The sequence below is a fragment of the Streptomyces sp. A3M-1-3 genome, from assembly GCF_024213665.1.
In the GTDB taxonomy this organism is placed as follows: domain Bacteria; phylum Actinomycetota; class Actinomycetes; order Streptomycetales; family Streptomycetaceae; genus Streptomyces.
The window spans coordinates 58,934-84,754 of record NZ_JANAVP010000030.1; the positions used below are offsets into that span (position 1 = coordinate 58,934).

The window sequence follows — 25,821 nt, forward strand, 5'->3', positions numbered from 1 at the left end:
AGGTGCCGGAGGCGAGCCGCTCCGGGGCGCCGTCCTGGACTGTACGATTTACGGCGCGTTCGGCAACGCCGAGCAGTTCACCAGCACTCCGCGCCACAAATCGCACTTCTACGTCCAGGACAGCACCCCTGCGCGTCCCACCCCCTCCCGCAGGGGCAGGGGCGAGACGGCGCGAGGGTGTCGGGGTCGGAGGGAGTGACGTTCGGGACGTAGAAGTGCGATTTGTGGCGCAGGGCCCGGGGTACCCAGGGCGACCCGGCTGAACGCGCCGTAAATCGTACAGTCCCGAATGGCACTCCCGGAGGCCCCGGCGCCCGGCACCACACCCCCGCACCCCGCGCCGGAGGCGAGGCGCGCCGATCAGGATGCCGCTGCCTCGCCGAACAGCGCCCGCTGCACCGTCGCGTGGGCCGCCCCGTGCTCCGCCAGTACCTCCGCGACCACCCCCGGCATGACCGTGAGCGCCAGCAGGATGTGCTCGTCGCCGATGGACCGGTCCCCGCGGCCCGGCGCGATCCGCAGCGACTTCTCCAGGACGCTCTTCGCCCCCGGAGTGAACGACCGGCGCCCCGACCACCACCGCTTCGACCTGCAGTCCGCCTGCAACGCGCCCTCGCCGTGCGCCTCTTCGAACCGCGAGACGATCTCCGCGACATCGATCCCGAGCCCGGTGAGCGCGTCCGTGTCGGACTGCGACAGCCCGCCGCGCCGCCGCGCCTCCGCCAGCGCCGCCTCCAGCGACGCACGCCGGCCGTCGATCCCGAGCGAGGCGAAGGCGAACGACGACCGGGTTCCCTCCAGGTCGAGCAGCGCGAGCAGCAGATGCTCCTCGGTGACGGAGTCGGCATTCGCCCGCTCCGCGTGCCCGACCGCGCAGGTCACCGCTTCGCGGGCGCTCTTGGTGAACCTCTCGAACATCAATGCCTCCCGTACTTCTTGTGTACGGCCTGCCTGCTGACGCCGAGCTCAGCCGCGATCTCCTGCCACGACCAGCCCTGCACGCGGGCACTGCGGACTTGTACGGCCTCCAACTGCTCCAGCAGCCGCCGCAGCGCGGCGACGGCACGCAGCCCGACCCTCGGATCGCGATCACCCGCCCGCTCGGCGAGATCGGTTGCTTCGGTCATGACGTCAACCTACGTTGACAGACGAGGCCGTGTCAATCCTGGTTGACAAGTCGGCGGCCAGTACGGCGCCCCCGTCACACCGTCAGGACGATCTTGCCGAAGAGGTCGCCGCCCGCCATCTTCTCGAAGCCCTCGCGGGCCCGGTCCAGCGGCAGGACCTCGTCGATGACCGGTCGTACGCCCGTCGCGGCGCAGAAGGACAGCAGGTCCTCCAGCTCGTCCTTGGAGCCCATCGTCGAACCGACGACCTTCAGTTCCAGGAAGAAGATCCGGGTGAGCTCGGCGTGCGAGGGGCGGTCGCCACTGGTCGCGCCCGAGATCACCAGTGTGCCGCCGGGGCGCAGCGACTTGACCGAGTGCGACCAGGTGGCCGCGCCGACCGTCTCGATCACCGCGTCCACGCGCCGCGGCAGCCGCGCGCCCGGCTCGAACGCGTCCACCGCGCCCAGTTCCAGGGCCCGCTTGCGCTTCGCCTCGTCGCGGCTCGTGGCGTACACCCGCAAGCCCGCCGCCTTGCCGAGGACGATCGCGGCGGTCGCGACGCCGCCGCCCGCACCCTGGACCAGTACCGAATCACCGGGCCGTACACCGGCGTTGGTGAACAGCATCCGGTACGCGGTGAGCCAGGCGGTCGGCAGGCACGCGGCCTGCTCGAAGGAGAGCTCGGCCGGCTTGGGCAGCACGTTCCAGGTGGGTACGGTGACCTGCTCGGCGAACGTGCCCTGGTAGCGCTCGGTGAGGATCGAGCGGGGCTCGTCCGGGCCGACGCCGTGGCCGCTCTGGCCGATCACGGAGTGGATGACGACCTCGTTGCCGTCGGCGTCGACGCCCGCGGCGTCGCAGCCGAGGATCATCGGCAGCTTGTCCTCGGCGAGGCCCACCCCGCGCAGCGACCACAGGTCGTGGTGGTTGAGGGAGGCGGCCCTGACATTCACGGTCGTCCAGCCGGGGCGTGCCTCGGGGGCCGGGCGCTCGCCCAGCTCAAGGCCGTTCAGCGGCTGGTCACGGTCGATGCGTGCGGCGTAGGCGGCGAACATGACCCTGACGATAGGACGCGGACGGGACGCGGCGGAACCACACACGGGTGTGACACGCGCCGCGTCCCGCGCCCGCTCAGTCGCGCCGGTACTGGGCCGGCGAGTTCTTCGTCGCCGGGTCCTCGTACGAGCCGGCCTTCCCCCGGTCCACATGGAACGTGGTCAGGGTGGTGACGGGCGAAGCAGGGTCACGCCGGTCGGCTATCACCCGCATATGGGCGCTGAAGCGCTGCGGGGTGACCTCGTAGACGTCGTACCCGTAGCGGTTGCCCTCGAAGTACTTCAGGTGCGGGTTGGCCGCGCCCATGACCGGGCCGTTGGTCTTGTTCCAGTCCGCCGAGTACGCGCCCGAGGTCACGGAGTGCGCGGTGAACTCCGTGCCGACGACCGGCGAGGAGGTGTTGTCGAAGTCGGGCCGGATGTCGTCGACGAACGCGGAGTGCCAGTCGCCGGTGACGACGACGAGGTCCTCCATCCCGCTGGTGTGGACGTGGTTCAGCACCTCCTTGCGCTCGGCGAGGAAGCCGTCCCACTGGTCGGTGAACATGTACGAGCCGCCGGGCCGGCCGCGCAGCTGGCTGAGCATGATCGAGTTGGCCCAGACATGCCAGGCCTCGGGGCCCTGCGCGATGCCCTGCTTGAGCCATGCCTTCTGCTCGGCGCCGAGGATCGTGCCGTTGCTCAGGTTCTGCGCCGAGCGGTACGAGCGCAGGTCCAGGACGGTCAGTTCCAGCAGGTCGCCCCAGCGCCGGACCCGGTGGATCTCGGGGTCGGGCAGCGCGGAACTGCCGCTGTCGCGGTGCGGCATGTTCTCGTACCAGGCCTGGTACGCGGCCGCGCGCCGCTGCATGAACGGCGCGCCGCCGCCCGTACCGCTGTAGTCGTTGACGACCTCGTGGTCGTCCCAGGTGAGGAACCAGGGGTGCGCGGCGTGCGCCTCCCGCAGCGAGGCGTCGCCCTTGTAGAGGGCGTGCCGGCGGCGGTAGTCGGCGAGGGTGAGGATGGCCGGGGTGTCGTGGTCGCGGACGTGGTCGCCGCCGACGGGGCCGTGCTCGTAGATGTAGTCGCCGAGGTGGACGACGAAGTCGACGTCCTCGCGTGCGATGCCCCGGTGCGCGGCGTAGTAGCCGTCGTGGAAGGCCTGGCAGTTGGCCGCGGCGAACCGGGCCCTGGCGATGCTGCCGACCGGGGCGGTCTTCGTACGGCCGACCCGGCTGGTCTTGCCCAGCGCCTTGAAGGCGTACCAGTAGCGGGTGTTGGCACTGAGTCCGCCGACCGGTACGTGCACGCTGTGCCCGAGGGTGGCGGAGGCGGGCGCCTTGCCGCGGGCGACGACCCGGGTGAGGGCGGCGTCCTGGGCGACGACCCACTCGACCTCGACGACCTCGGGCAGCTGCTGTACGGCGGCGAACGGTTCGGGCGCAAGTCTCGTCCACAGCACGACGCTCGACGGCTGCGGATCGCCGGAGGCGACGCCGAGGGTGAAGGGCGCCGGGTCGTAGTCGGCACCCAGTGCCTCGGCGGCTTCGCGTGCCTGGGCGGGCGAGAGGCCGGCGCTCAGCGGCCAGGCCACGTTGAGCGCGCCCGCGGCTCCGGCCGCCTTGAGCAGATCACGGCGGTTGAGCTTCACGGCTGGCCTCCTGCGGCTGCTGCGGCACTGAGGGTGAGCGATATCGCGTCGGCGTATCCGTCGTTCGAAGTCCCGCCGCCGGTAAGGGTGAAGACCAGCAGCAGCCGGGCGGTCCGGGCCCCGGGTGGCACAGCCGCCTGTGCCTTGCGCTCCACGAGCGCGGTACGCGAGCCCCGTTCGCCCGCGGTCACCGGTCCCAGCACGGAGAGCGCCACCGGCGTCCCCTTGGCGTCCCGGAACTCCACGGACAGCCGTACGCCGTCCTCCTGCGCCGCGTATCCGCCGAGCCAGGCGGACACGGCGTACCGCACCCGTCCCGCGTCGACGGCTGCCTGCCCGGTCGTACCGGTGGCGGGCAGGGCGATGTCCTGTACGAGGGCGGTACGGGGGCTGTTGCCGCCGCTGAAGAACCGGCTGCCGCGCTGGGCGGGCCCGGAGTCGGCCGGGGTCGGGTACCCGCCGCCCAGGCTGTAGTTGATGAGCGCGGGCGCCCCCTGCTTGATGACCCAGCCGGTCACTGTCCCTACGGGCTCGGCGGTACCGCCGGGTCCGCTCTCGGCGTCACCGTTGACGACCAGATTCACAACGCGCCTCCTGTGATGGGTTGGCGCGGAGCATCACAGCAGTCACACATGAATGGCCGGAAGCTCTTCGGCGAACTCTGCGGCGCATGTCCAAGTGGCCGTACGGAAAGTACAAGCCGCCACCCGAGGCCGCCCCGGCACGGCCACGGGCCGCGCCGTACCCGGTGAAGGGTGCGACGCGGCCCGTAGGCCTGTCCCGGCGCGCTACTGACGCGACGTCAGCGGCGGGCGACGCCTTCGGCGCGGGCTGCGGCCGCCACGGCGGCGGTGACGGCCGGGGCGACCCGCTCGTCGAACGGCGAGGGGATCACGTAGTCCGCGGCCAGCGCGTCGCCGACGACGTCGGCCAGGGCGTTGGCGGCCGCGATCTTCATGCCCTCGGTGATACGGGAGGCCCGCACCTGGAGGGCGCCCGCGAAGATCCCGGGGAACGCCAGCACGTTGTTGATCTGGTTGGGGTAGTCGCTGCGGCCGGTGGCCACGACCGCCGCGTACTTGTGCGCGACGTCCGGGTGGACCTCCGGGTTCGGGTTGGCCATGGCGAACACGAACGCGCCGGGCGCCATCGACGCGACGGCCGGCTCCGGGACTGTACCGCCGGAGACGCCGATGAAGACGTCGGCGCCGGCCAGCGCGGTCTCGAGCGAGCCGCTGAGCCCGGCCTTGTTGGTGAGCTCGGCCAGCTCGCGCTTGACGTCCGTCAGGTCCTCGCGGTCCCTGGAGACGATGCCCTTGCGGTCCGCCACGGCGACGTCACCGAGGCCGGCCTCCAGCAGGAACTTGGCGATCGCGACACCGGCCGCGCCGGCGCCGGAGATGACGGCGCGCAGGTCGCCGAGCGTGCGCCCGGTGAGCTTGGCCGCGTTCCGCAGGGCCGCGAGGGTGACGACGGCCGTGCCGTGCTGGTCGTCGTGGAAGACCGGGATGTCCAGCCGCTCCTGGAGCCGGCGCTCGATCTCGAAGCAGCGCGGGGCCGAGATGTCCTCGAGGTTCACTCCGCCGAAGGACGGGGCGAGCCGCACGACCGTCTCGATGATCTCGTCCGTGTCGGTCGTGGCGAGCGCGATCGGGACCGCGTCCACGCCACCGAACTGCTTGAAGAGGATGGCCTTGCCCTCCATGACCGGGAGGGATGCCTCGGGTCCGATGTCACCGAGTCCGAGCACGGCCGTACCGTCCGTCACGACGGCGACCACGTTCGACTTCCAGGTGTAGTCGTGGACCAGCTCCGGCTGCTCGGCGATGGCGCTGCAGACCTTGGCGACGCCCGGCGTGTAGGCGAGGGACAGGTCGTCCTTGTCGCGCACCGGCACGGTCGCCCGGACGGCCATCTTGCCGCCCCGGTGAAGCGCGAAGGCCGGATCGAAGGGCTCCTCGTGAGCGTTCTCCGTACCGCTGTCGCTGCGAGGATTGACGATCTCCGCTGCCACTTGTTTTACCCCTTAAGTCTTAAATCTGGTTGAGGGTGGCCACTCCTGGTTGAGGGGTGGGCGGGCACCGCGTCCGTGCCCCGATGTCGGCGGTTGGCCCGCCTCCGCGGAGGGAGGTACGTACGCGCGGGCGCGCCGCACACGCGCCCTGAGCCCCGGATGAGGGGTGTAAGGATCCGTTCTACCGGAAGATTGGCCGCCCGGACGAGTCGATTCCGACACATCCGGCCGTGCAGTGTCCGAATACGCCGAAAAGTCCATGCCCTTGGTCCAGCCAGCGAGACAAACAGCAAAAGCTGCTGCCTGAAGCAACAAAATCGGGAGAAGGTCCGGCCCCGGACCCCAGCGCCCGCAGGGCTGTCGGACTACGGGAGCGCCCGTTATCCGATTTTGACCTGGCTGGCCCCCCGAATTGTCCAATCCGAATGGCAAGATGCCGTAATCACACGAGGTCGCGACACTCGATGCTGCGTGCCCCGACCGTTTCGGCATCCCCTCACCCGCCGGAGGAACCAGCTCATGACCGCAAGCACCACCCGCCGTACGACCGCCGCCAGGCCCCGGATCGCCGCGGTCGGCGCGATCGCGGTCGCCGGCGCACTCCTGCTCACCGGCTGCGGTGACCAGACGAAGGACTCCGGAAGCGGCGCCGTCAAGTCGAACAGCGAGGCCCCGCTGTTCAGCAAGCTGCCGAAGAAGTACCAGGACTCCGGCGTCATCAAGGTCGGCACGGACGCCGCGTACGCTCCGATGGAGTTCACCGAGGGCGGCAAGATCGTCGGCATCGACCCGGACATCGCCGAGGCCCTCGGCAAGCAGTTCGGCGTGAAGTTCGAGTTCACGTCCGGCACCTTCGACGGTCTGCTCACGTCGGTCTACACGGGCCGCCAGGACATCATCATGTCCGCGATGAGCGACACCAAGAAGCGCCAGGAAGGCCTGGACGACAAGGGCAAGAAGATCGGTAAGGGCGTCGACTTCGTCGACTACTTCAACTCCGGTGTGTCGCTGCTGGTCAAGAAGGGCAACCCGGAGAAGATCCAGTCCCTCGATGACCTCTGTGGCAAGTCCGTGGCCGTCCAGCGCGGCACGATCTACGAGGACACCTTCAAGGCTCAGGCCACGAAGTGCGGTGACAAGAAGCTCACCATCCAGGCCTTCGACACCGATGCCGAGGCGCAGACCCGAGTGAAGTCCGGCGGCGCTGTCGCCGACCTGAACGACTACCCAGTCGCGGCGTACATCGCCAAGACTGCGGGCGGCGGCAAGGACTTCGAGGTCGCCGGTGGTCAGACGGACGCAGGCCCCTTCGGCATCGGTGTCGGCAAGGAGAACACGCAGTTGCGTGACGCCATCAAGGAAGCACTGGACGCCATCATCAAGGATGGCTCCTACGCGAAGGTGCTGGAGAAGTGGGACGTCAAGAACAGTGCCGTCACCGAGGCGACTATCAACGCCGGCAAGTGACCTCCACGGCGTATCTCGTCTCAAGCGTTCCACTGAAGGGCAGTCACTGTGACTGACAAGATCCACAAGGGACCGGCCGACACCTCGCCGTCCGGTCCCGGCGCCTCGAGCACACCATTCGAGGCCATCAAGGCCATTCCGGTGCGGCACTACGGACGCTGGATCAGCGCCGTTGTCGTGGTAGTCGCGCTCGGCTGGCTCGTCTTCGCGTTCTCCCAGGGCGACGTCATCTGGGGGACCGTCGGAGACAAGCTCTTCGACCCCGAGGTCCTCAAGGGGCTGTGGCGCACCGTCCTGATCAGCGTCCTCTCGATGCTGCTGGGTCTGGTGCTGGGTGTCCTCTTCGCCGTAATGCGGTTGTCCAAGAACCCGGTGACAGGCGGCGTGGCCTGGCTGTACATCTGGTTCTTCCGCGGAACACCGGTCTATGTGCAGCTCCTGATGTGGTTCAGCCTCTCGCTGATCTTCCCGGTCATCGACCTGGGCCCCATCTACAAGGAGAACACTGTTGAGCTGATGACCCCGTTCGTCGTGGCCCTGCTGGGCTTGGGACTGAACGAGGGTGCCTACATGGCGGAAATCGTCCGGGCCGGCATCCAGTCGGTCGACGAAGGCCAGACCGAGGCGTCGCACGCACTGGGCATGACCAGCACACAGACGATGCGCCGGGTGGTGCTGCCGCAGGCCATGCGGGTGATCATCCCGCCCACCGGCAACGAGTTCATCAACCTGCTCAAGACCTCGTCGCTGGTTTCTGCCGTGCAGTACGTGGATCTGCTGCGTGCCACCTCCAACATCGGCACCACGGCCGGCGCCATCATGGAGATGTACTTCGTCGCCTCCATCTGGTACCTGGCTCTCACCAGCGTTTTCAGCGTCGGCCAGTACTACCTGGAGCGCCGTTACGCCCGCGGGTCGCTGCGGAGCCTGCCGCCCACCCCGCTGCAGCGCCTGCGAGCCAACCTCAATCTGTTCCGCCGTACGGAGGTGGCCCGATGACCGTCCAGCCCATGGTCAAGGCCGAAGCCGTCCACAAGGCGTACGGCCCGGCGCACATCCTCAAGGGCATCGACCTCGAGGTCGCCCCGCGTGAGGTGTTCTGCCTGGTCGGTCCGTCCGGCTCCGGCAAGTCCACCTTCCTCCGGTGCATCAATCACCTGGAGCAGATCAACGCCGGACGGCTCTGGGTCGACGGGGAGCTCGTGGGGTATCGCCAGAAGGGCGACAAGATCCACGAGCTCAAGGACCGCGAGGTGGCGGCGAAGCGCCGGGACATCGGCATGGTCTTCCAGCGGTTCAACCTGTTCCCGCACATGACCGCGCTGGCGAATGTCATGGAAGCCCCGATCCAGGTCAAGGGCGAGACCAAGGCCGTCGCCCGCGAGCGGGCCGAGCGGCTGCTGGACCGGGTGGGCCTGGGCGACAAGGCCCGGAACTACCCGTCCCAGCTCTCCGGCGGCCAGCAGCAGCGCGTCGCCATCGCCCGTGCGCTGGCGATGGAGCCGAAGCTGATGCTGTTCGACGAGCCCACGTCGGCGCTCGACCCGGAGCTGGTCGGTGACGTCCTGGACGTCATGCGCGGCCTTGCCGAGGACGGTATGACGATGATCGTCGTCACCCACGAGATGGGCTTCGCCCGCGAGGTCGGCGACGCCCTCGTCTTCATGGACGACGGCGTGGTGGTCGAGTCGGGCAACCCCCGCGACGTCCTGACCAACCCGCAGCACGACCGAACGAAGGCTTTCCTCTCCAAGGTGCTGTAGCAGCTGTAGCAGCGAACACACGAAGAGGCGGTACGGGCCGAGGGCCCGTACCGCCTCTTCGTGCTCTTGGTGTGTGACTACTTCACGGCCAGCACCAGCGCGTCCGACGGCGACGCCCAGACCGTCCGCGCCTCCCCGAAGCCGGACGCGCGCAGGGTCCGGGCGTGCCAGTCCGCCGAGGGCATGTCCCCGTCGGCATGCTCGCCGTAGATGACGAAACGTTCGGCGGTCGGGGCGGCGAGGTCCGGGTCCTGGGCCGCGAGCGCCCACCACTCGGCCCAGTCGAGCGCGCCGGCCGCCTTGGCGGCGTCCATCCCGGCGTGCCGGGCGGCCCGCTCCGCCGCGTTGATCCGGGGCGTCGACTCGTCGATCATGTGGTCGGCGTTCATGAACACACCGCCGTCGCGCACCAGGCCGCCGATCTGCCCGTAGAGGGCCGCGAGCGGCTCGAGGTGCAGCCAGTGCAGCGCGGTCGCGGTGAGCACGGCGTCGTAGGACTCGTACGGCAGCTTCCGCGTCCACTGCGGGTCCTTCAGGTCCGCGGTGACGAAGGTGACCCGCTCGTCGCCCGCGAAGTACCGCTGCGCGATGGTCAACAGCGCTGGGTCCAGGTCGACCCCCGTACTGACGGCCTTCGGGAACCGCTTGAGCAGCCGGCCCGTAATACTTCCCGTACCGCAAGCGAGATCCAGTACCCCGGGCTCCGGCCCCACCAGTGCCCCGACCATGTCCAGCATCACCCTGAACCGCTCTTCACGGTCGGGCATGTACCACTCCTGCTGCCGGTCCCAGCTGTCCTGCCACGCCTGCCAGTCGGTCCCGGCCGCCGTCTTCGTCATCTCCGAATCCCTCCGCCGCGTAATACCCTCGAAGCAGTCTCAGCCGTTACTGAAACTCTAGACCGCCGCCGTAAGGACTACAAGTGGAACTGGCCTATTACTCGGACTACGCCGTGCGCCTGGTCAACAGCGAGGAGCCGGCCCGCAACAAGGACGCCCTGACCTCGGTCGAAGCGGTCCGTGACCTGTTCGGCGCCAGCTCCCAGGCGGCCCGGCGGGCCACCGACGCGGACGTCACCCGCTTCCGGTCCGTACGGGCCCGCCTGCGCGCGGTCTTCGAGGCGGCCGACACGGGCGACGAGGTCCTCGCCGTCGACCTGCTCAATTCGCTCCTGCTGGAGTTCCCGGTCAGCCCGCAGATCTCCGGACACGACTACAAGGACGAGGACGGCCGCCCCAAGTGGCACATGCACCTCGCCGACCACCCCTCCAACGCGACCGCCGGCTACGCCGCCATCGCCTCCATGGGGCTCGCGTTCCACCTCACGGAGCACGGCGCGGACCGGCTGGGCCTGTGCCAGGCAGCACCGTGCAGCAACGCCTACCTCGACACCTCGACCAACCGCTCCCGGCGCTACTGCTCGGACCGCTGCGCGACCCGTGCGAACGTCGCCGCCTACCGGGCGCGCAAACGCCTGGAGACGGAGCGGTCGCAGAGCACCGGTCGTACGGCCGAGACCAGCCAGGACAGCACGACCCCCACCGAGCGCCGGCGTCCGGGCGTGACCGGCCGGTAGCGGGCCCGTACCCGCCCGAGCACCAGCTCGGCCGGCACCGTGCCGAACACCCGGCTGTCCCCCTCGGCGTCCGGATTGTCCCCGAGGACCCACCAGCCGCCCTCGCGTCGCTCGACCAGCCGCTTGACGATGAGCAGGTCCTGTTGCAGCGGGTGACGCAGTACGGCCACGTCGCCGGCCCTGAGGTCCGTCCCGTAATGGACGAGCAGCTGGTCACCTTGCAACAGGGTCGGCACCATGGAGAGCCCCATCACCTCGGCGACCCCGAACGGCCTCATCGGCTCCCGCCCCTGATCCGTCATCCGGCACCTCCGGTCCGTTCCGTGTGTTCGGCCACCAGTCCCATACTGACCCTGGACTTTTGTCCTAAGGCCATGGGGGCACTCGCGAAAACAGGTCTCGCACGGAGTAATGTCCCACCTGAGAAGACGATCACGAGGAAGGACAGCTCAATGCTTTCCCGCCTGTTTGCCCCCAAGGTGAAGGTCAGCGCCCACTGCGACCTTCCCTGCGGCGTGTACGACCCGGCCCAGGCCCGGATCGAGGCCGAGTCGGTCAAGGCCGTCCAGGAGAAGTTCCAGGCCAACGAGGACCCGCACTTCCGGGCCCGCGCGACGGTCATCAAGGAGCAGCGCGCCGAGCTTGCCAAGCACCACGTCTCGGTGCTGTGGAGCGACTACTTCAAGCCCCCGCACTTCGAGAAGTACCCGGAGCTGCACCAGCTGGTCAACGACGCCCTGAAGGCGCTCAGCGCCGCCAAGGCCTCGACGGACCCGGCCACGGGCCAGAAGGCACTGGACTACATCGCCCAGATCGACAAGATTTTCTGGGAGACCAAGAAGGCCTGACCCTCCCGGTCACGTCACGTCGTCCGACAACGACAGCACTCGGCATCCGCGCGGAGCCGGGTGCTGTCTGCGTTCCCGGCTGCGGTGTTCTTCTGCCGGCCACGAGTCCCAGGACGACCGGCCCTCGTGCCCGGCTCCCTCGTTCTCCTCCCACTGCGGCACCCTGCGGACGCTGTTCCATTCACCCCTCCAGCGACGGTAGTTGAAGGGCTTGTCCCTCCTCCACCGTGAACGGCCAGTCCTTCACAACGAAGCGGACGAATTCTCGTCGAAGTGACATGCTGGAAGTCTGACCGGCGAAAGGGAGTTGGCTCATGCGGTGGACCATCCATGGCGAGCGGCAGATCTACACCAACCCGTGGGTCAACGTGTGGCTCGTTGACGTCCAGCAGCCCGACGGACGGCGCTGGGAGCACCACGTCGTACGGATGCGGCACCTGGCGGTTGCCGCAGTGGTCGACGAGCAGAAGCGCGTGCTGATGATGTGGCGGCACCGGTTCATCACCGACGCCTGGGGCTGGGAACTTCCCATGGGCCTGATCGAGGCGGATGAGACGCCGGAGCAGGCCGCCGTCCGCGAGGTCGAGGAGGAGACAGGGTGGCGGGTGCAGGCGATGAAGCCTCTGGTGTACGCACAGCCTGCGAACGGCATCACCGACTCTGAGCACCATGTCTTCCGCGCCGATGGTGCCACGTACGCAGGCCCGCCCACCGAGCTGAACGAGTCAGACCGGATCGAGTGGATCCCGCTGTCGGAGATCCGCGGCATGATCGACCGCCGGGAGATCGTCAGCAGCGGCAGCCTGGTAGGCCTTTTGTACTTGCTCCTGGACGAGGCCACCCGGAGCGCCGGCTAACCGAGAACCTCACGCATCTGCTGCTCGAACGCGATTACCGGCGCCTCCCGCGCGTACGGCATCATGCGCCGGCGAAGCTCATCGACATGACCAGCCATCCTCGGGGAGTCGATGGCGGCCGTCAGGTCCAGTGCCAGCCCGGCGCTCTGGCACGCCTGGTCGAGCTTGCCCTGCTGAAGCTGCGTACTGGCGAGCCAGAAGGCGTGGAGGGCCCGGCCGCGTTGTTGCCCTGCCTTCTCGCGCCGCAATCCCTCGGCGATGAGCGGTTCAGCGCGAGCCGCCTCGCCGAGGCCGGCAAGTGCGATACCCGTGTCGACGACGAGCTTGGTCTCGTCGAAGTAGCGCACCCACAAGGGGGCTTCCTGTTCGTTCCCTCGCGCGCGTTCGTACTGGTCGCGGGAGCGACCGACGGCCTCGTGGCAGGCGCGGGAGTCACGGAGGGTCGCGTGGGCGAAGGCCTCCCGCATGTGCAGCATCGACATTACGAGCGGATGGCCGCCTGCCGCCGCTCGCGCGGCGTCCTGGGCCTTGCAGGCGAGTGCCACGGCGTCGTTGGGATGGCCGTCGTAGGTGGCCTGCAAGCTCATGCAGGACAGGATGTTGGCCATGAAGAGTCGGTCGCCCTGGCTGTGTGAGAGCTTGAGCGCTTGGGCGAAGTAGGTGCGCGCGGTGCTGTACTGGCAGGCGTCGAAGTACGCCCACCCTGCGAGGCGGGCCAGCTCGGCCGCCAGCGATTGCAGATCCTGCCGTAAGCCTCCACCCGCGCCCTCGAACAGCTGGCTGACGTAGCGCAGATGCCCCACCACCGCCGGACGCAGCGCCGCACCACCGTGCTCGTCATCGCGCCGCCAGTAGTCCTCCACCGAGGAACGCAGTGCGGTCAGCGTGGAGCGTGTGACCTGTCCGTCGGCCAAGGCGAGCAGGTCGTCCAAGCCGCCGCTCTCGTCCGGCGGGAGCTCCGGCTCCGACGGTACGGCCGTGACAGGTTCCGGCTGGCGCTCTTGCGTACGGGCGGGGGACGGGATCTCCCAGGGCCGGTGGGCGAGCCCGAGCATGGCTCCGGGGATGCGCAGGCCGTCCGCAACCCGCTCGATCACGTCGATGTGGGCCAGACTCCGGCGCCCGGCCATAATCTCGCCGACGCGGCTTGGCGTCATACCGCACAGGGCCGCGATCCGTGAGGGATAGATGCCGGCCTTGAGCTTGACCAGGCGGAAGATGCGGGCGAAGTCGCGGTGCCGACACGCTTCCCACCACTCCGGACTGTCCAGCAGCGTCGGCGGTAACGCGTGGTGAGGCTGCGGTCGTGCCACTCGTCCCCCTTGCTCGCCCCCGATGGGAAGGCCGTCGTGGGAGTTAAACGCCAGGAATATTACCCACGTTGGGTAACCAGCGTGGCCTGATTCTGTGATCGCGACTGTGGTGGACTCCAATTGCCTGAACCACCCGCGACGAGGGGACGCGATGCTGCCGATGACCACGCACAACCAGCCGACGACTGCCCAGTTGTGGAGGATGCAGTTCACATCGACGCCGAAGTGCGTCCCCCTCGTTCGTAAGCAGGTCGGCAAACAGCTCGTCGGCTGGGGCTACAGCACCGACGACACCGACCGCGTACTCCTGGTGTGTAGCGAACTGGCCACCAACGCCGTCCAGCACGGCCACAGTCCTGGCCACCTCTTCGAAGTGTTCGTCTCTGCCAGGGGCTCGCACTGTCTCATCGAAGTCTCCGACGCCAGCCGCCGCCCGCCCCAGCCGGTAGAGGCCGCTGTTAGCGACGAGCACGGCCGCGGCCTGTTGCTCGTCGCCACGCTCGCCGAGGAGACCGGCCATCGTGCCCGCAGTCCGATCGGCAAGACGGTCTGGGCCCGCCTGCTGCTCAACCCTCCCAAGGAGGAATCCGATACGTGAACTGGTCGCCGCTCCGTTTCTCGATCACAGCCGCTGCCGGACACCGTTAGCGGCACGACTCGGCAGCCCTCGGCCGCACCATGGACGCGATCCGGCGGCCGGGGACGAGGTGGACACCGCCCTGTGGGCGGGCCCGAATGACGAGCTCGAAGCTCAGGAGGAGGCCGAACGGCAGCGCGCGGCGGCCGAAGCCGGGCACACCCTGGCCGTCGACACCGACGGGTCCGACCACCGGTACGCCGACCGCCAGGACCCGCGTCTCCGACCTGCGCGAGCGGTACACCGAATATGCCTCCCGCCCCGCCCCGGGCCGGTCGCCGAGCCGGAGCCGGTGGAGGTCACCGACTGGCACGAGCGCCCCTACGGGCACGGTGCCACGGCCAATCTGGAGCAGTACGCCGAGGAGGTCGGCAAGGAGGTGGCCGCCGCAGCGAACAAGGCCCGCCACTACAAGCAGCAGTTCGCCGGCCTCGGCGCGCTTCTCGGCACCGACCAGGCCCGGCCGGTACGCGGGCATCGAAGCCAAGCCCGATCTCGCCGAGGACCAGCTGCGGCGCGCACGCGAGGCCGACGCCCGGGACCGCCCAGTGCTACGAGATCTACGGCGAGCATGCCGACGGTGACATGCCGTCCGCGCGGTGGCACGCACGCATGCTGCGCGAGGCCTGACTCGTGAGGCGCGGGCCGTCTGGGCGTCCCCCCGGACGCCCTTAGCCCTCGCGGTGAAGTAGGTGAAGCAGTCGGAGGAATAAGTGGTGCCGCCCGGGGGCGGCACCACGTCAATTCCGTTGCTTTACGGAAGCTTCAGCCACGGGCTGCGATACGGCGGAGTGCCCTCCTGGTCGGCCGTCCACATGATCTGTGTGAAGGTGGCGTACGCCTCGCCCGTCTCGTGCCTGCTGTCGTAGAAGTCGGGAGCGGTGTACCGCTTCTCGCGGATGGCGCCCGACGGGCAGTTGTGCACCTTCTTCGACATCACCTTCTGGTTGCCCGTCCGGACCGCCTGGATGACGATCTTGCAGGCCGGGTGGCCGGAGCGAAGGGTGATGTAGGCGTCCGGCCGGCCGGTGCCGCGCTTCGGCGCGCTGATACAGGTCTTGATGTCGACATATTTGGCCCGGGAGACGCCATCGGAATAAGAATGGCAGCCGCCCCCGCTCGCGGCCTGGGCGCTCGGGCTCGTCATGACCGACGCCGCCACAACTCCGGCAACACCGACCACCCGGACGGTCGTCTGAATGAAGCGATTCAACGAAACCCCCCAAAAAAAGTGCCTAGCCGCAGAGGCGGCAAGACGGTCACCACGAACGATAGGGCGGCCTTCACCCGTAGATCAAAGATCTTGCGAGTTCTGAGGGTTCTCTGAGCTTCCCGTCCGGGTTGGTCCCCAACTGGCACCCACAAGGGGCCGGGGCTCACGGCTATGGGTCATAGGGCCTCGGATCAGAGGACCTTGGCATGCGAAGCCGTGGCCAGGGGATGCCGCGTTGCGCAGCTTGGCTGCACTCCTGTGAAGGACTGAGCCTCGGGGGCCCCGGTCGGCGCACGTCGCGCCACGGTCTTCTCCCGGCCGGAGGCGGTCGGTGTGGCCCGCACAGCCGTGAGGACCCCCGGAGAAGGCGGAGGTCCTCACGGCAGGCAGGGACTACTGGGCGGCGGGACCCGTCCGGCCGCCCCCTGTCTGGCCGCCGGATGCGGGCTTGAGCTGGACCCAGCCGGCGGTGCTGGGCACGCCCTCCTCGTTGAGCAGGAAGAGCATGTAGTAGCCGGGCGGGGCGGCATTGGCCGACGGGGGCGCCTGCAGTTCGAGGAAGTTGCCGCTGCGGCTCTTGATCCGCAGGTCGAGATGGCGCTGACTGGTGTTGACCGAGTGAGTCGCGGTGGTTGGCGCCAGCAGGACCGCGCGGGTGACGTCGGCGGCGGTGCCACTGCTCACCGTGATCTTCTCGTTGTAGCCGACGGACGGGTTGAACACGATGCCGAGGTTCGGGCGGCTGCCCTGCTGGAGGTAGCCCGGCTCGTAGATCTCGATGCTGCCGTTCATGTCATCGGTGATGTCGGGGTCATTGGCGAGCTGCTGGAGCTCGTCGCCAGTGACCATGACCCGGCCGTCCGGAAGCACCACGGCGTTGGAGTGGTAGCCGCGCGGCAGCCGCTGTGCCGGGCCGAGCCTCCAGTTGCCGTTCTCGTCGCGCAGTTCGGTCTGGCGATACTTCAGATCCGCGTTGGGGTTGTACGGGCCGTTGCCGTAGTCGCGGATGTCGAACGCGCCGTTGACGGTCAGCAGGGTGGCGTCCGGCATGAGCATGGTGTTGTCCTGGGTGCGGCCGAAAGCTCTCGGCTTCTCCTTGCTCCACTGGCCGCCGATAAGCTGATAGGTGTTCGGGTCCTTGCGATCACCGCCAAGCACCAGCACGGAGTCCGGGCCCTTGAAGCCGGCGGGGAGCGCCACAGCGGACCCGTAGTTGCGCGGCATGCCGTCCGGACGGGCAGCAAGGTCCGTCCGGGTCTCGCCGGCGAGGTCGAACTTCCACTGCTGGTCGGGGTTCCGGCCCAAGCCGTAGATCTTGCCGTCACGCAGCGAGAAGAGATGCGGGTAGTCACGCTGGAACGGCGCGTCGGCCTTGAACCGGTCCACAGCCCAGCCCACCGGCTTGTCCGTCTTGGCCGTGGGCACGGGCGTGTTCAGGGCGGGGAACCGCTCGACGATCGAGGTGGGGGTGCCCCAGCCGAGCTCCGACTGGCCGGACATGATCAACTGCCGCCCGTCCGCTCCGGTCACCACCGACGGGTACCACCGGCCGACCACCATGTCCTTGTTCTGGTACCACTTCTCCTCCCAGGGGTCGAAGACGAGGGAGAGCTTGGCGCCGGTACCGCCGTTGCCGCCGAGGTTGCCGCCGAAGACACCGAGCATCCCGTTGGGCAGGAAGGAATGGCCGGCGCAGAAGAACGGCGCGGGGCGGGGCTGGTTGAGTCCGTCCGGCATGTTGACGTCCGGCGGCGTCACCTTGGTGAATGCGCCCGAGCCCGTGCCCTTGGCCGGATCCCACAGGTACGCGCGGCCGGCGTTCTCCTTGCCGATGGTGTCGGTCGGTGCGGGCTCCTTCTGCGGGTTGCTCTCGATCCGCTCGAAGGAGAAGAGCAGTACCTTTCCGGTGGGAAGCATGGCGACGTGGGCGGCGAAGTCGGGGGACGGGAAGTACTCCCGGAACCGGCCGAACTCCGTCGCGTCGAAGCCTGCGTTGACCATGGCCTGGGAGGCACCCAGCGCCTTGAGGCGCTCGGTGCGGGTGGACTGCGGGTACTCGCCGACGGCCTGGATGGCCCTCCTGGTACTGGCGTGCTCCTCGGCGTGCTCCTTGCCGATGGCCGCCGCCTCGTCCGGGTCGACGTGCGTCCCGGCGACTGATGGGGCGTCACTGTGGCGCTTGTGGCCCTCGTGGGCGGCGGCGGGGCCGGCGGAGAGCACCGTGGCCGTGAGCGCGGAGACGGCGCACGCGGAGATCGCCGCGGACAGCATCCTCCTGGACGCCGACCCGGGCAGGTTGCCGTGAGACATGGAACTCCTTGCGGGAGAGGGGACAGGGTGCGCGGCAGGTGCGGGCGGGAACACTGGGTGCCGCGCCGGGTCACCGGCTTCCATGTGGACGAGTTGCGTACGCCGGTGACTACACTCAGTGTTCGCATCCCGGCCGCCCGCTGTCGCGCAGTAACGGGCAGGAGGGTGAGCCGCCGACGGCCGATCGGGGCAGAACCCAGGCGGGGCAAGGCCTCTCCGCGGCGGCATATGACGAAGCCAAGTTGACCTGCGGCCCGCCTCCACCCAAAGGCGATCACATAAAGTAGCGTTACGACTACTCTCCGCATTTGCGCAAAGTGATCGTTAGGGAGAATGTATGGCAAGCGAGCTGAAACTACGCGAGAGCGACGACATCCAGGGCGATGTGATCGCGGGTTTCAAGAAGGACCGGATGACGCTGCTCTTCCTCAAGTTCGAGGACCCGGCGCGGGCGCGGACCTGGGTGAAGCGTCTCGCATCCCAGATCTCCACCACCAGGCAGGTGGCCACCTTCAACGCGGCGTTCCGCAAGGCCAGAGAGGCTTCCGGTGGCGACGACCCGCAGAAGCTGAAGGCCACCTGGACCAACGTCAGCTTCACCTACGAGGGCCTGAAAGTCCTCATCGGCGGCAAGGACCCGCTGCCCTCGGTGAGGGAAGGCGGCACCCTGGAGGCGTTCAAGCAGGGATCGGACAAGCGCTCGCTGGGCGACACCGGCGACAGCTCACCGGAGAACTGGCTGTTCGGGGACGGCAAGGGCCAGACCGTGCACGCCGTGGTCACCGTCGCCTCCGATACCGCCCAGGGGCTCGAGGAGGCGCTGATCGACCAGCGCGAGGCAGCCGCGCAGGCCAAGATCGTGATCGTCTTCCAGCAGAACGGCGCAACACTGCCGGGCACCCGCCGCGGCAAGGAGCACTTCGGCTTCAAGGACGGGGTCAGCGAGCCGGGCGTGATCGGCTTCGACGAGCCCGACCCGGTGAAGCCTGAGCACGCCAAGGGCCACTCCGGCACCCGGCTGATCCCGGCAGGCGAGTTCGTCATCGGGCACGACAGGGTCGGCGGGATCCCGTACGACCAGATGCCGGAGTGGGCCAACAACGGCAGTTTCCAGGTGGTGCGCCGACTCGCTCAGGACGTCCCGAGCTGGTGGGCCCAGGTCGCCGTCCAGCTGAAGGTCCTGAGAAAGGCCAAGGTGGTACCGGACGAGGCCACCGTCGAGTGGCTGGCCGCCCGGCTGGTCGGCCGCTGGCGTTCGGGCACGTCCGTCGCCAAGTGCCCGAACGCCGACATGCCGTCCAACGCCCTCGCGGGCGAGGACAACGACTTCGGCTACCGCAACGACCCGGAGGGGTTCATCACCCCGCTCTTCTCTCACCTGCGCAAGACCAATCCTCGGGACGGCCTGCAGGAGACGCCCGGCGGGGAACCGTTCCCCGAGAATCCGGTCATGGACCGCCGCCGGATCATCCGCCGCGGCGCCCCGTACGGTGCGCCTTTCGACCCCGCCTCTGATGGCCCGGGCGGCCCCGACCACCCGCGTGGGCTCCTCTTTGTCTGCTACCAGTCCGACCTCGTCGAGCAGTTCGAGTTCATCCAGAAGCGCTGGATCAACAACGTGGACTTCCCGCCGAACCGCCCGAAGAAGCCCGGCCCAGACCCGATGGTCGGCCCCAGCGGCAAGGTCAGCTTCGAGAGTCCCGATGCCACGACCGAGCTGAGCTTCAATCAGTTCGTCACCACCGAGGGGTCGGTCTACGCCTTTGTCCCGTCGCTCACCACGCTGCGACTGCTCGGCGACGGCCGGCTCACCGACAAGCCCCCGAGCGCCGTCCGGCTGACCGACGCCTTCCTCCCGATCCCCGACCGGCAGCGGGACAACGGCAAGAGCTGGTACTGGGCCTACGGGACCGGCAGCGGCGGAGCCATCTGCCGCACCATCTCGATCGCCGACGGCGACGAGCACAAGGACGTCGTCGAGCGCCCCGACCGGCCCTTGACCACCTGGCCGTGCTACGACGGTGTGTCAAAAGTGGACGCGGTTTTGCCGGTGCCGGACGAGCAGCGCATCAACGGCCGTAGCCGCTACTGGCTGTTCCATACCGTCGAGGGCCGGCAGGTCTACCGGCTGATCTCGATCGCGGACCGTGCGGAGTCCGGGCTCGCCCCCGAGGCGGCGGGCGCCGTCGACCGGCCCGACCGGCCGATCTCGGCCTGGGCCTCGTTCAGCGGAATCCAGCAGGTGGACGCCTTCCTGCCAGTGCCGGACATGCAGCGCCAGAACGGGAAGAGCCACTACTGGCTCTTCCACTCCTCCCTGGGGCAACAGGTCTACCGACTGATCTCGATCGCCGACGGCAGCGCGCACAATGACGTCATCGAGCGCGGCGACCGTTCGCTGGGCCTCTGGCAGTCGCTGGCCGGCATCTCCGACGTGGACGAGTTCCTCGCTGTGCCGGACATGCAGCGCATCAACGGGCTGAGCCTGTTCTGGGTTTTCCACCAGCAGAAGTACCGGATCATCTCGATCGCCGACGGCCGCGCGCACAACGACCAGGTAGCGGTCGAGGACCGTCCGATCACGCTGTGGAAGTCTCTGACCGGCTGAGGCCGGCCGGCGGTGCGGGCGGCCTCCGGGGTGATCGGGGCCGCCCGCACCGGCATGTACCAGCATCCGGGCCTACTGCAACGCCCGCAACGCGCCCAGTTTCCGCACCCAGATCGCCCGCAGAACCCAAATATGGAACAGCTCCGTCGCCAACCAGCAGGAGCGGGCCCGGGTCGCCTACCTGTGGCGCAACGGAATCGCCGCGGCCACTTCCTGAGGCCCCGTAATACGCAAGCGGCGTCGGGTCGTGGCTCAGGCCGTCGCGCGCCGTCGCAGTGCCTCCAGGGCGCGGTCCGCGTGGACGCTCATCCGCAGCTCGCTCTTGACGACCTCCAGCACGCGCCGGTCGGTGTCGATCACGAAGGTGACGCGCTTGGTGGGGGCCAGGCTGAAGCCGCGCTTGACGCCGAACTGTTCGCGCACCGCCCCGTCCGGGTCCGCCAGCAGCGGGTAGCCGAGGGAGTGCTTGTCCGCGAACTCGGCCTGCGTCTGGACCGAGTCGCCGCTGATGCCGACCGGCTGGGCTCCCTGGACCTTCAACTCGTCGGCGACATCGCGGAAGTGGCAGGCCTCGGCCGTGCATCCCGGTGTCATCGCGGCCGGGTAGAAGAACAGCACGACCGGTCCGTCGGCGAGCAGCTCGCTCAGCCGGCGGGGCGTGCCCGTTTCGTCCGGAAGCTCGAAGTCCGCTGCCACAGCGCCCACGTTCATCGGTACCTGCCTTGTGGAGAGGGTCGGGTGGGTCGGAAAGGCTGCGCGCCACTGTACGGACGTACGACCGTACGGAGAACAGCGGCCCAGCACCCGCCCACGCAGCCTCAGGCCAGCCGCGCCGCCCGCCCCTGCAGATAGCGCCGCTCCGGAACGCTCAGCGTCCGCCCCGCGGCCCTCGCGTAGGCGGCGCGGGCCGCGGCGGGGTCGCCCGCCATCTCCAGCAGGTGGGCGCGTACCGCGTCGAGCCGGTGGTGCCCGGCCAGCCGGTCGTCCTCGTCCAGCGCCCCCAGCAGGGCGAGACCCGCCTCCGGCCCGTGCACCATCGCTACCGCCACCGCGTGATTCAGGCTCTCCATCGGCCCGGGCGCGAGCCGGACCAGCAGTTCGTACAGGGCGAGGATCTCCGCCCAGTCGGTGTCCTCGGCCCGCTCCGACTCGTCGTGCACGGCGGCGATCGCGGCCCGCAGCTGGTACGGGCCGAGCCGGGTGTGCGTGAGCGCGTCGCTGACCAGGGCAACCCCCTCGTCGATGGCGGCCCGGTTCCACAGCGCCCGGTCCTGCTCGGCCAGCGGGATGAGCGAGCCGTCGGGGCCGGTCCGGGCCGGGCGGCGGGCGTCGGTCAGCAGCATCAGGGCGAGCAGTCCGGCCACCTCCCCGTCGGCGGGCAGCAGTTGGCGTACTGCGCGGGTGAGCCGGATCGCCTCGGTGGCAAGGTCGCTGCGGAGCAGTTCCTGGCCCGAGGTGGCGGTGTAACCCTCGTTGAATATCAGGTAGAGCACCTGCAGTACGGCCGCCAGCCGCTCCGCGCGTTCGTCCTGCGGGGGCATGCCGAAGGGCACCCCGGAGGACTTGATGCGCTTCTTCGCCCGACTGATCCTCTGTGCCATCGTCGCCTCGGGCACCAGATGGGCGCGGGCGATCTCGGCCGTGGTCAGACCTCCGACGGCCCGGAGGGTGAGCGCGATCTGTGCGGGCGCCGGCAGTTCGGCGTGGCAGCAGAGGAAAAGCAGCGCCAGCGTGTCGTCCTCGGAGGGCGCGCGGCCCTCGCCGGGCGGCGGCGTCTCGAACTCGTCGCGAGGGGTCATCGCCGCGGCCGTCTCCTCCCGCCGTCTGCGCGCCTCCTCGCTGCGCAGCTGGTCCATGAGCCGCCGCGAGGCGACCCTGATCAGCCAGCCGCGAGGGTTCTGCGGCCTGCCCCCCTCCGGCCACTGCTGCGCGGCGGCGAACAGTGCCTCCTGTACGGCGTCCTCAGCGGAGGCGAAGTGACCGTACCGCCGCACCAGCGCGCCGAGGACCTGCGGCGCAAGCCGGCGCAGGAGGTCCTCGGTCGGCGAGAAGGGATCGCTCCTCACATCTCGTTACCGCCGGCTTCTCCGACGGGATGTACTACGACCGGGTAGTTCGGGGCGCCCTTCGGGAGGGGGCACTGGTAGGCGCGGGCGGCGATCTCGGCGGCCCGGGCGAAGTCCTGCACGTCGATGATCCAGTAGCCGGCGAGGACTTCCTTGGACTCCCCGTACGGGCCGTCGGTCACCACCGGTGTGCCGTCACCGGCGGCGGTGACGAGGCGGGCCTGCTTGGGCTCGGCCAGACCCTGCCCGTCGACCAGCTCGCCGGATTCGGCGAGATCGTTGTTCAGCGAGCCCATGTGCTCGAACATCGCCTTGAGGTCCTGCTCGGTCCATGCGGGGCTGCCCTCGCTGGGCGCGCCGCCCATGGCGTCGTAGTCGGCCTGCTTGCCGAGAACCATCAGCATGAACTTCATGGCCTGTCACTCCTTCTGCTCGTTGCCCGGTGGGCCTCTCGCATGGGACGTCGGAGCCGTCGGTCCATTCTCGACAGGGCAGGCCGATTTTTCTCAGGAAGGCGTCGCGGGGCGCGGCGGCGGCCGGGAGGGACAGATTCGGCGCCACCTCACCTGCGGGGCTCGGGCTCCGTCCGGTCCGGTTCCTCCGTGTGGGCGGGGCAGTCGGGATTCTTGCAGGGTCCCGGACCCCAGACGGGCACGAAGGCCCCGAGGATCTTCCGCCGCTTGATCACCGTCTCGACCGGCTGCTTGCAGGCGGGACAGACGTGTCCGGCCTGCTGCCCGGTCTCACGCTCATTGCTGACCATGCCTCCACGGTAGGCCCGTACCGGAGAGTCGGACAGCCCAGCGGTCACGGCTTCCTGGTGTACTGCGTGAAGATCAGGCCGTTGTCGAAGACGCGGCTCGACCGGATCTCGAAGCCGCTGACGGAGAAGCCGGTCCTGAGCATCGGGATGCCCGAGCCGAGGACGATCGGGTAGGTCTTGACGTGCAGCTCATCGATCTCGTCGAAGAGCTGTCCCGCGAGATCCGCGCCGCCGGCGAGGTAGATGCCGAGCCCCTCCTCCTGCTTGAGCTCGCGGACCTTGGCGACCAGATCGCCGGAGATGATCTCCACGGCCGGGTCGGGGGACTTCTCCAGGCTGCGCGAGGCGACATACGTACGGATGTGTGCGTACGGGTTGGTGATGCCGATCGCCAGGGCGGGATCGTAGGTGCCGCGACCCATCACCAGAGTGTCGAACCGGACGTTCTCCGGGTAGTCCGTCCGGGTGTACTGCGTGTACTCCTCACTCTGGGGGAAGCCGTCGACCTCGCCCTCCGGGCCGGCGATGAAGCCGTCTATGGAGATGGCGATGTAGTACGTGAGCTTTCGCAAGCTGAGTCCTCCTGTCGGTGAAGGTGGTGGCGGTCTCGGGGGCCGGGAGACTCCGAACCACTGCGTTTATAGTGCTTCATGTGGAGTGGTTATCGCAAGGTCGATTCCAGGCCACTCAGGAGCGGGGCTTGCGCCACATCGGCCACATGGGCGGTCCGTCCGGCAGGTCCACGGTCGTGCCGGTGAACTCGAACCCGAGCCGCTCGTACAGCCTGCGGCTGCGCGCGCTGCTCGCCTCCAGGTACGCGGGCACGCCGTCGCGGTCGCACCGCTCCAGTACGGGTGTGATCAGGGCCGTACCCAGTCCCTCGCCCTGCCGGTCCGGGGACACGGCGATCATCAGCAGGTACTCGTGCGCCTCGGCCGTCGGATGCACCGCGCCGGTCAGCCGGCCGACCAATTCGGCCCGCTCGTTGTCCGGATCGGCCGTCTCGCGCATCCGGGCCGGAGTGTCGTCCTCCTCATGCGGCTCGCCCGCCGGGATGTGCAGCCAGAGCGCGGCGGCGGACCCGTCCACCGCGTAGTCCACCCGCCCCTCGCTCAGCGCCACATCGACGAACACCCCGAGGAAGAGGCCGTGCACCCGGCGGCGGTGCGCCTCGTGTGGGAAGACCCAGCCGCTCACCGGGTCGTCCATGAACGCCTCGTTGAGCAGCCGGGTCAGCGCCTCCCGGTCGCTCTCCCCCGCCTGGCGTATCTCCAGCCCCATGGTCAGTCCCCTCATCACGCATCCGGGATTCAACTGGCGTACGTGATCCTAGAGTTGACTGGGCCTTCAGCGGGTGCGGCGGGTCACGAACTCCGCCAGGGCGAGCAGTCCGCCCGCGGCCCCGAGATCCGGCACCGCCCGGGAGAGCTGGTGGACGGCGCGTGCCATCCGGTCGGCGGCGTGGATCTGGGCCCAGTCCCGGCCACCGGCCCGGTCGACGGCGTCGGCGGCGCGGTGAATGTCCGCGGCGCCCATCGGGACGGCGTACAGCGCGGCCAACTCCGCTCCGGCCGGGGTGCCCGAGGTCAGCGCGGCCACCACCGGCAGCGACTTCTTCCGTGCGGCCAGGTCGGCGCCGGCGGGCTTGCCGGTGTGGTCGGGGTCGCCCCAGATGCCGATCAGGTCGTCGATGAGCTGGAAGGCGAGACCAGCCTCCCGCCCGAAGGCATCCATCGCCTCGACCTCCTCCCGGCCGGCGCCCGCGTAGAGCGCGCCGAGAGCGCAGGCACAGCCCAGCAGGGCACCGGTCTTGGCCATCGCCATGCTGAGGCACTCGTCGAGGGTGACCTCGGCCCGCTCCTCGAAGGCGCAGTCCGCCTGCTGGCCGGCGCACAGCTCGATCACGCAGGCCGCGAGCCGTGCCGATGCCTCCGGTGCCGCCGGATGCGGGTCCTCGGCGAGAAGCCGGAGTGCGAGGGCGAGCATCGCGTCCCCGGCGATGATCGCGTCCGGCGTGCCGAAGACCGTCCACGCGGTCGGGCGGTTCCGGCGCATCGAGTCCTCGTCGATGACGTCGTCGTGGAGCAGGGTGAAGTTGTGCGCGAGCTCTACGGCGGCCGCGGCCCGTACGGCCTGCCGGGACTGGCCGCCGAGTGCCTGCGCGGCGGCGAGCACGAGCGCGGGCCGGATCGCCTTGCCGGCCTGCCCCGCCGCCGGAGTCCCGTCGGGGTGCTCCCAGCCGAAGTGGTACATGGCGACACGGCGTATCGATCCGGGCAAGGTCTCGATGATGCCCCGCAGTTCGGGGTTGACGGTGATCCTGGTGCGCTCCAGCAGCGCCGCGGCCTCATGCCCTTCGGTGGTGGCTTCCGTCATGGCCAACGTGCGGTCCCTCCCCTTAGTGAACACTTCCGCTGTCGTACGAGATGTCCTGCGAACCTGCCCGGCGGGAGCGGGCAGGGGCCCCCGGTCGGCCTCCCGCCCGCCCCGCACCTTTGTCCGATCCCGGACAGGACCTAGGGTCTGTTGCGAAAGTGCTGGTCGCAGAAGTGCGTTGTCGGTCGTGTTGTGCTTGCATACCCCGGTGAATCG

Annotated in this window: 27 protein-coding genes and 1 pseudogene; 9 read left to right on the plus strand and 19 right to left on the minus strand. The window is 69.1% G+C overall.

Annotation, left to right across the window (positions count from 1 at the left end; translation table 11 throughout):
• Window positions 1–360 precede the first annotated feature (360 nt).
• The 6 genes from NLX86_RS27730 to NLX86_RS27755 form a co-directional block, all read right to left on the minus strand.
• Window positions 361–918, minus strand: coding sequence for a Clp protease N-terminal domain-containing protein (locus NLX86_RS27730; RefSeq protein ID WP_254374537.1), 558 nt, complete (start codon window positions 916–918; stop codon window positions 361–363).
• Window positions 918–1,127, minus strand: coding sequence for a sigma factor-like helix-turn-helix DNA-binding protein (locus NLX86_RS27735; protein WP_254374538.1), 210 nt, complete (start codon window positions 1,125–1,127; stop codon window positions 918–920). The genes NLX86_RS27730 and NLX86_RS27735 overlap by 1 nt, the downstream gene beginning before the upstream one ends.
• Window positions 1,128–1,201: 74 nt before the next feature.
• Entirely contained in the window at window positions 1,202–2,164 is a 963-nt protein-coding gene (locus tag NLX86_RS27740) for a zinc-binding dehydrogenase (RefSeq protein WP_254374539.1), read from the minus strand.
• Between the two features lie 76 nt (window positions 2,165–2,240).
• Window positions 2,241–3,794, minus strand: a complete 1,554-nt coding sequence (locus NLX86_RS27745; RefSeq protein ID WP_254374540.1) for an alkaline phosphatase — start codon at window positions 3,792–3,794, stop codon at window positions 2,241–2,243.
• Entirely contained in the window at window positions 3,791–4,378 is a 588-nt protein-coding gene (locus tag NLX86_RS27750; protein ID WP_254374541.1) for a phosphoesterase, read from the minus strand. Before NLX86_RS27750 ends, NLX86_RS27745 begins: the two co-directional genes overlap by 4 nt.
• Before the next feature lie 218 nt (window positions 4,379–4,596).
• Entirely contained in the window at window positions 4,597–5,808 is a 1,212-nt protein-coding gene (locus NLX86_RS27755; RefSeq protein ID WP_254374542.1) for an NADP-dependent malic enzyme, read from the minus strand.
• A 519-nt stretch (window positions 5,809–6,327) separates the two neighbouring features.
• On the opposite strand from NLX86_RS27755, the gene NLX86_RS27760 reads away from it, so the two are divergent.
• The 3 genes from NLX86_RS27760 to NLX86_RS27770 are packed head-to-tail and all read left to right on the plus strand — an operon-like array spanning window position 6,328 to window position 9,038.
• Window positions 6,328–7,275 (plus strand): ABC transporter substrate-binding protein, encoded by a 948-nt coding sequence (locus NLX86_RS27760; protein ID WP_254374543.1) that lies wholly within the window; start codon window positions 6,328–6,330, stop codon window positions 7,273–7,275.
• A gap of 48 nt (window positions 7,276–7,323) precedes the next feature.
• On the plus strand, window positions 7,324–8,274 hold the full coding sequence (locus NLX86_RS27765) for an amino acid ABC transporter permease (RefSeq protein ID WP_254374544.1): 951 nt from the start codon (window positions 7,324–7,326) through the stop codon (window positions 8,272–8,274).
• Window positions 8,271–9,038: an amino acid ABC transporter ATP-binding protein gene (locus tag NLX86_RS27770; RefSeq protein WP_302061839.1), complete on the plus strand. Its 768-nt coding sequence runs from the start codon at window positions 8,271–8,273 to the stop codon at window positions 9,036–9,038. The genes NLX86_RS27765 and NLX86_RS27770 overlap by 4 nt, the downstream gene beginning before the upstream one ends.
• Before the next feature lie 77 nt (window positions 9,039–9,115).
• Here the strand turns inward: NLX86_RS27770 and NLX86_RS27775 are convergent, their stop codons facing one another.
• Window positions 9,116–9,877: a trans-aconitate 2-methyltransferase gene (locus NLX86_RS27775; protein WP_254374545.1), complete on the minus strand. Its 762-nt coding sequence runs from the start codon at window positions 9,875–9,877 to the stop codon at window positions 9,116–9,118.
• Between the two features lie 83 nt (window positions 9,878–9,960).
• On the opposite strand from NLX86_RS27775, the gene NLX86_RS27780 reads away from it, so the two are divergent.
• Complete coding sequence (locus NLX86_RS27780) at window positions 9,961–10,614, plus strand: CGNR zinc finger domain-containing protein (RefSeq protein ID WP_254374546.1); 654 nt, start codon at window positions 9,961–9,963, stop codon at window positions 10,612–10,614.
• A 47-nt stretch (window positions 10,615–10,661) separates the two neighbouring features.
• Here the strand turns inward: NLX86_RS27780 and sodX are convergent.
• Window positions 10,662–10,916 (minus strand): annotated as a pseudogene (gene sodX / locus NLX86_RS27785) (nickel-type superoxide dismutase maturation protease); the annotation flags it as partial.
• Between the two features lie 150 nt (window positions 10,917–11,066).
• Between sodX and sodN the strand changes: the two are divergent.
• A complete protein-coding gene (sodN, locus tag NLX86_RS27790) occupies window positions 11,067–11,462 on the plus strand; it encodes a superoxide dismutase, Ni (RefSeq protein WP_215095254.1) in 396 nt (131 codons plus the stop codon).
• A gap of 314 nt (window positions 11,463–11,776) precedes the next feature.
• Window positions 11,777–12,319: an NUDIX hydrolase gene (locus NLX86_RS27795; protein WP_254374547.1), complete on the plus strand. Its 543-nt coding sequence runs from the start codon at window positions 11,777–11,779 to the stop codon at window positions 12,317–12,319.
• Here the strand turns inward: NLX86_RS27795 and NLX86_RS27800 are convergent.
• Window positions 12,316–13,632, minus strand: coding sequence for a helix-turn-helix domain-containing protein (locus NLX86_RS27800; protein WP_254374548.1), 1,317 nt, complete (start codon window positions 13,630–13,632; stop codon window positions 12,316–12,318). The genes NLX86_RS27795 and NLX86_RS27800 overlap by 4 nt on opposite strands.
• Before the next feature lie 160 nt (window positions 13,633–13,792).
• On the opposite strand from NLX86_RS27800, the gene NLX86_RS27805 reads away from it, so the two are divergent.
• Window positions 13,793–14,230 carry an ATP-binding protein gene (locus NLX86_RS27805; RefSeq protein ID WP_254374549.1) on the plus strand — a complete coding sequence of 146 codons (438 nt, stop codon included), beginning with the start codon at window positions 13,793–13,795 and terminating at the stop codon, window positions 14,228–14,230.
• Between the two features lie 46 nt (window positions 14,231–14,276).
• Here NLX86_RS27805 and NLX86_RS27810 read toward each other — a convergent pair whose 3' ends face one another.
• The 3 genes from NLX86_RS27810 to NLX86_RS27820 form a co-directional block, all read right to left on the minus strand.
• Window positions 14,277–14,756, minus strand: a complete 480-nt coding sequence (locus NLX86_RS27810) for a hypothetical protein (protein WP_254374550.1) — start codon at window positions 14,754–14,756, stop codon at window positions 14,277–14,279.
• A gap of 267 nt (window positions 14,757–15,023) precedes the next feature.
• The gene (locus NLX86_RS27815; protein ID WP_254374551.1) at window positions 15,024–15,416 is read right to left on the minus strand and encodes a hypothetical protein; all 393 of its coding nucleotides are present in this window, start codon (window positions 15,414–15,416) and stop codon (window positions 15,024–15,026) included.
• 459 nt (window positions 15,417–15,875) lie between these two features.
• Window positions 15,876–17,792: a galactose oxidase early set domain-containing protein gene (locus NLX86_RS27820; RefSeq protein ID WP_254374552.1), complete on the minus strand. Its 1,917-nt coding sequence runs from the start codon at window positions 17,790–17,792 to the stop codon at window positions 15,876–15,878.
• A gap of 337 nt (window positions 17,793–18,129) precedes the next feature.
• Here NLX86_RS27820 and NLX86_RS27825 point away from each other — a divergent pair, with 337 nt between their 5' ends.
• Complete coding sequence (locus tag NLX86_RS27825; protein ID WP_254374553.1) at window positions 18,130–20,400, plus strand: Dyp-type peroxidase; 2,271 nt, start codon at window positions 18,130–18,132, stop codon at window positions 20,398–20,400.
• A gap of 64 nt (window positions 20,401–20,464) precedes the next feature.
• Window positions 20,465–20,617 carry a snapalysin family zinc-dependent metalloprotease gene (locus tag NLX86_RS34880; protein WP_308409653.1) on the plus strand — a complete coding sequence of 51 codons (153 nt, stop codon included), beginning with the start codon at window positions 20,465–20,467 and terminating at the stop codon, window positions 20,615–20,617.
• Window positions 20,618–20,652: 35 nt separating this feature from the next.
• Here the strand turns inward: NLX86_RS34880 and NLX86_RS27835 are convergent, their stop codons facing one another.
• From NLX86_RS27835 to NLX86_RS27865, 7 genes are all read right to left on the minus strand, one after another.
• Window positions 20,653–21,111 (minus strand): peroxiredoxin, encoded by a 459-nt coding sequence (locus NLX86_RS27835; protein WP_254374554.1) that lies wholly within the window; start codon window positions 21,109–21,111, stop codon window positions 20,653–20,655.
• 107 nt (window positions 21,112–21,218) lie between these two features.
• The gene (locus NLX86_RS27840; RefSeq protein WP_254374555.1) at window positions 21,219–22,466 is read right to left on the minus strand and encodes a sigma-70 family RNA polymerase sigma factor; all 1,248 of its coding nucleotides are present in this window, start codon (window positions 22,464–22,466) and stop codon (window positions 21,219–21,221) included.
• Complete coding sequence (locus NLX86_RS27845; protein WP_254374556.1) at window positions 22,463–22,879, minus strand: YciI family protein; 417 nt, start codon at window positions 22,877–22,879, stop codon at window positions 22,463–22,465. The genes NLX86_RS27840 and NLX86_RS27845 overlap by 4 nt, the downstream gene beginning before the upstream one ends.
• 149 nt (window positions 22,880–23,028) lie before the next feature.
• Window positions 23,029–23,229 carry a hypothetical protein gene (locus tag NLX86_RS27850; RefSeq protein ID WP_254374557.1) on the minus strand — a complete coding sequence of 67 codons (201 nt, stop codon included), beginning with the start codon at window positions 23,227–23,229 and terminating at the stop codon, window positions 23,029–23,031.
• Window positions 23,230–23,273: 44 nt separating this feature from the next.
• Window positions 23,274–23,801: a dihydrofolate reductase family protein gene (locus tag NLX86_RS27855; protein WP_254374558.1), complete on the minus strand. Its 528-nt coding sequence runs from the start codon at window positions 23,799–23,801 to the stop codon at window positions 23,274–23,276.
• A 115-nt stretch (window positions 23,802–23,916) separates the two neighbouring features.
• Window positions 23,917–24,510, minus strand: a complete 594-nt coding sequence (locus NLX86_RS27860; protein WP_254374563.1) for a GNAT family N-acetyltransferase — start codon at window positions 24,508–24,510, stop codon at window positions 23,917–23,919.
• Between the two features lie 66 nt (window positions 24,511–24,576).
• Complete coding sequence (locus NLX86_RS27865; protein WP_254374559.1) at window positions 24,577–25,605, minus strand: family 2 encapsulin nanocompartment cargo protein polyprenyl transferase; 1,029 nt, start codon at window positions 25,603–25,605, stop codon at window positions 24,577–24,579.
• Between the last annotated feature and the right edge of the window lie 216 nt (window positions 25,606–25,821).

Coding starts and splice junctions, on each gene's coding strand:
- NLX86_RS27760 (WP_254374543.1), top strand. CDS start 6,328: ATGACCGCAAGCACCACCCGCCGTACGACCGCCGCCAGGCCCCGGATC.
- NLX86_RS27825 (WP_254374553.1), top strand. CDS start 18,130: ATGGCAAGCGAGCTGAAACTACGCGAGAGCGACGACATCCAGGGCGAT.
- NLX86_RS27730 (WP_254374537.1), bottom strand. CDS start 918: ATGTTCGAGAGGTTCACCAAGAGCGCCCGCGAAGCGGTGACCTGCGCG.
- NLX86_RS27770 (WP_302061839.1), top strand. CDS start 8,271: ATGACCGTCCAGCCCATGGTCAAGGCCGAAGCCGTCCACAAGGCGTAC.
- NLX86_RS27795 (WP_254374547.1), top strand. CDS start 11,777: ATGCGGTGGACCATCCATGGCGAGCGGCAGATCTACACCAACCCGTGG.
- NLX86_RS27850 (WP_254374557.1), bottom strand. CDS start 23,229: ATGGTCAGCAATGAGCGTGAGACCGGGCAGCAGGCCGGACACGTCTGT.
- NLX86_RS27740 (WP_254374539.1), bottom strand. CDS start 2,164: ATGTTCGCCGCCTACGCCGCACGCATCGACCGTGACCAGCCGCTGAAC.
- NLX86_RS27835 (WP_254374554.1), bottom strand. CDS start 21,111: ATGAACGTGGGCGCTGTGGCAGCGGACTTCGAGCTTCCGGACGAAACG.
- NLX86_RS27845 (WP_254374556.1), bottom strand. CDS start 22,879: ATGAAGTTCATGCTGATGGTTCTCGGCAAGCAGGCCGACTACGACGCC.
- NLX86_RS27735 (WP_254374538.1), bottom strand. CDS start 1,127: ATGACCGAAGCAACCGATCTCGCCGAGCGGGCGGGTGATCGCGATCCG.
- NLX86_RS27805 (WP_254374549.1), top strand. CDS start 13,793: ATGACCACGCACAACCAGCCGACGACTGCCCAGTTGTGGAGGATGCAG.
- NLX86_RS27865 (WP_254374559.1), bottom strand. CDS start 25,605: ATGACGGAAGCCACCACCGAAGGGCATGAGGCCGCGGCGCTGCTGGAG.
- NLX86_RS27775 (WP_254374545.1), bottom strand. CDS start 9,877: ATGACGAAGACGGCGGCCGGGACCGACTGGCAGGCGTGGCAGGACAGC.
- NLX86_RS27815 (WP_254374551.1), bottom strand. CDS start 15,416: ATGACGAGCCCGAGCGCCCAGGCCGCGAGCGGGGGCGGCTGCCATTCT.
- NLX86_RS27820 (WP_254374552.1), bottom strand. CDS start 17,792: ATGTCTCACGGCAACCTGCCCGGGTCGGCGTCCAGGAGGATGCTGTCC.
- NLX86_RS27860 (WP_254374563.1), bottom strand. CDS start 24,510: ATGGGGCTGGAGATACGCCAGGCGGGGGAGAGCGACCGGGAGGCGCTG.
- sodN (WP_215095254.1), top strand. CDS start 11,067: ATGCTTTCCCGCCTGTTTGCCCCCAAGGTGAAGGTCAGCGCCCACTGC.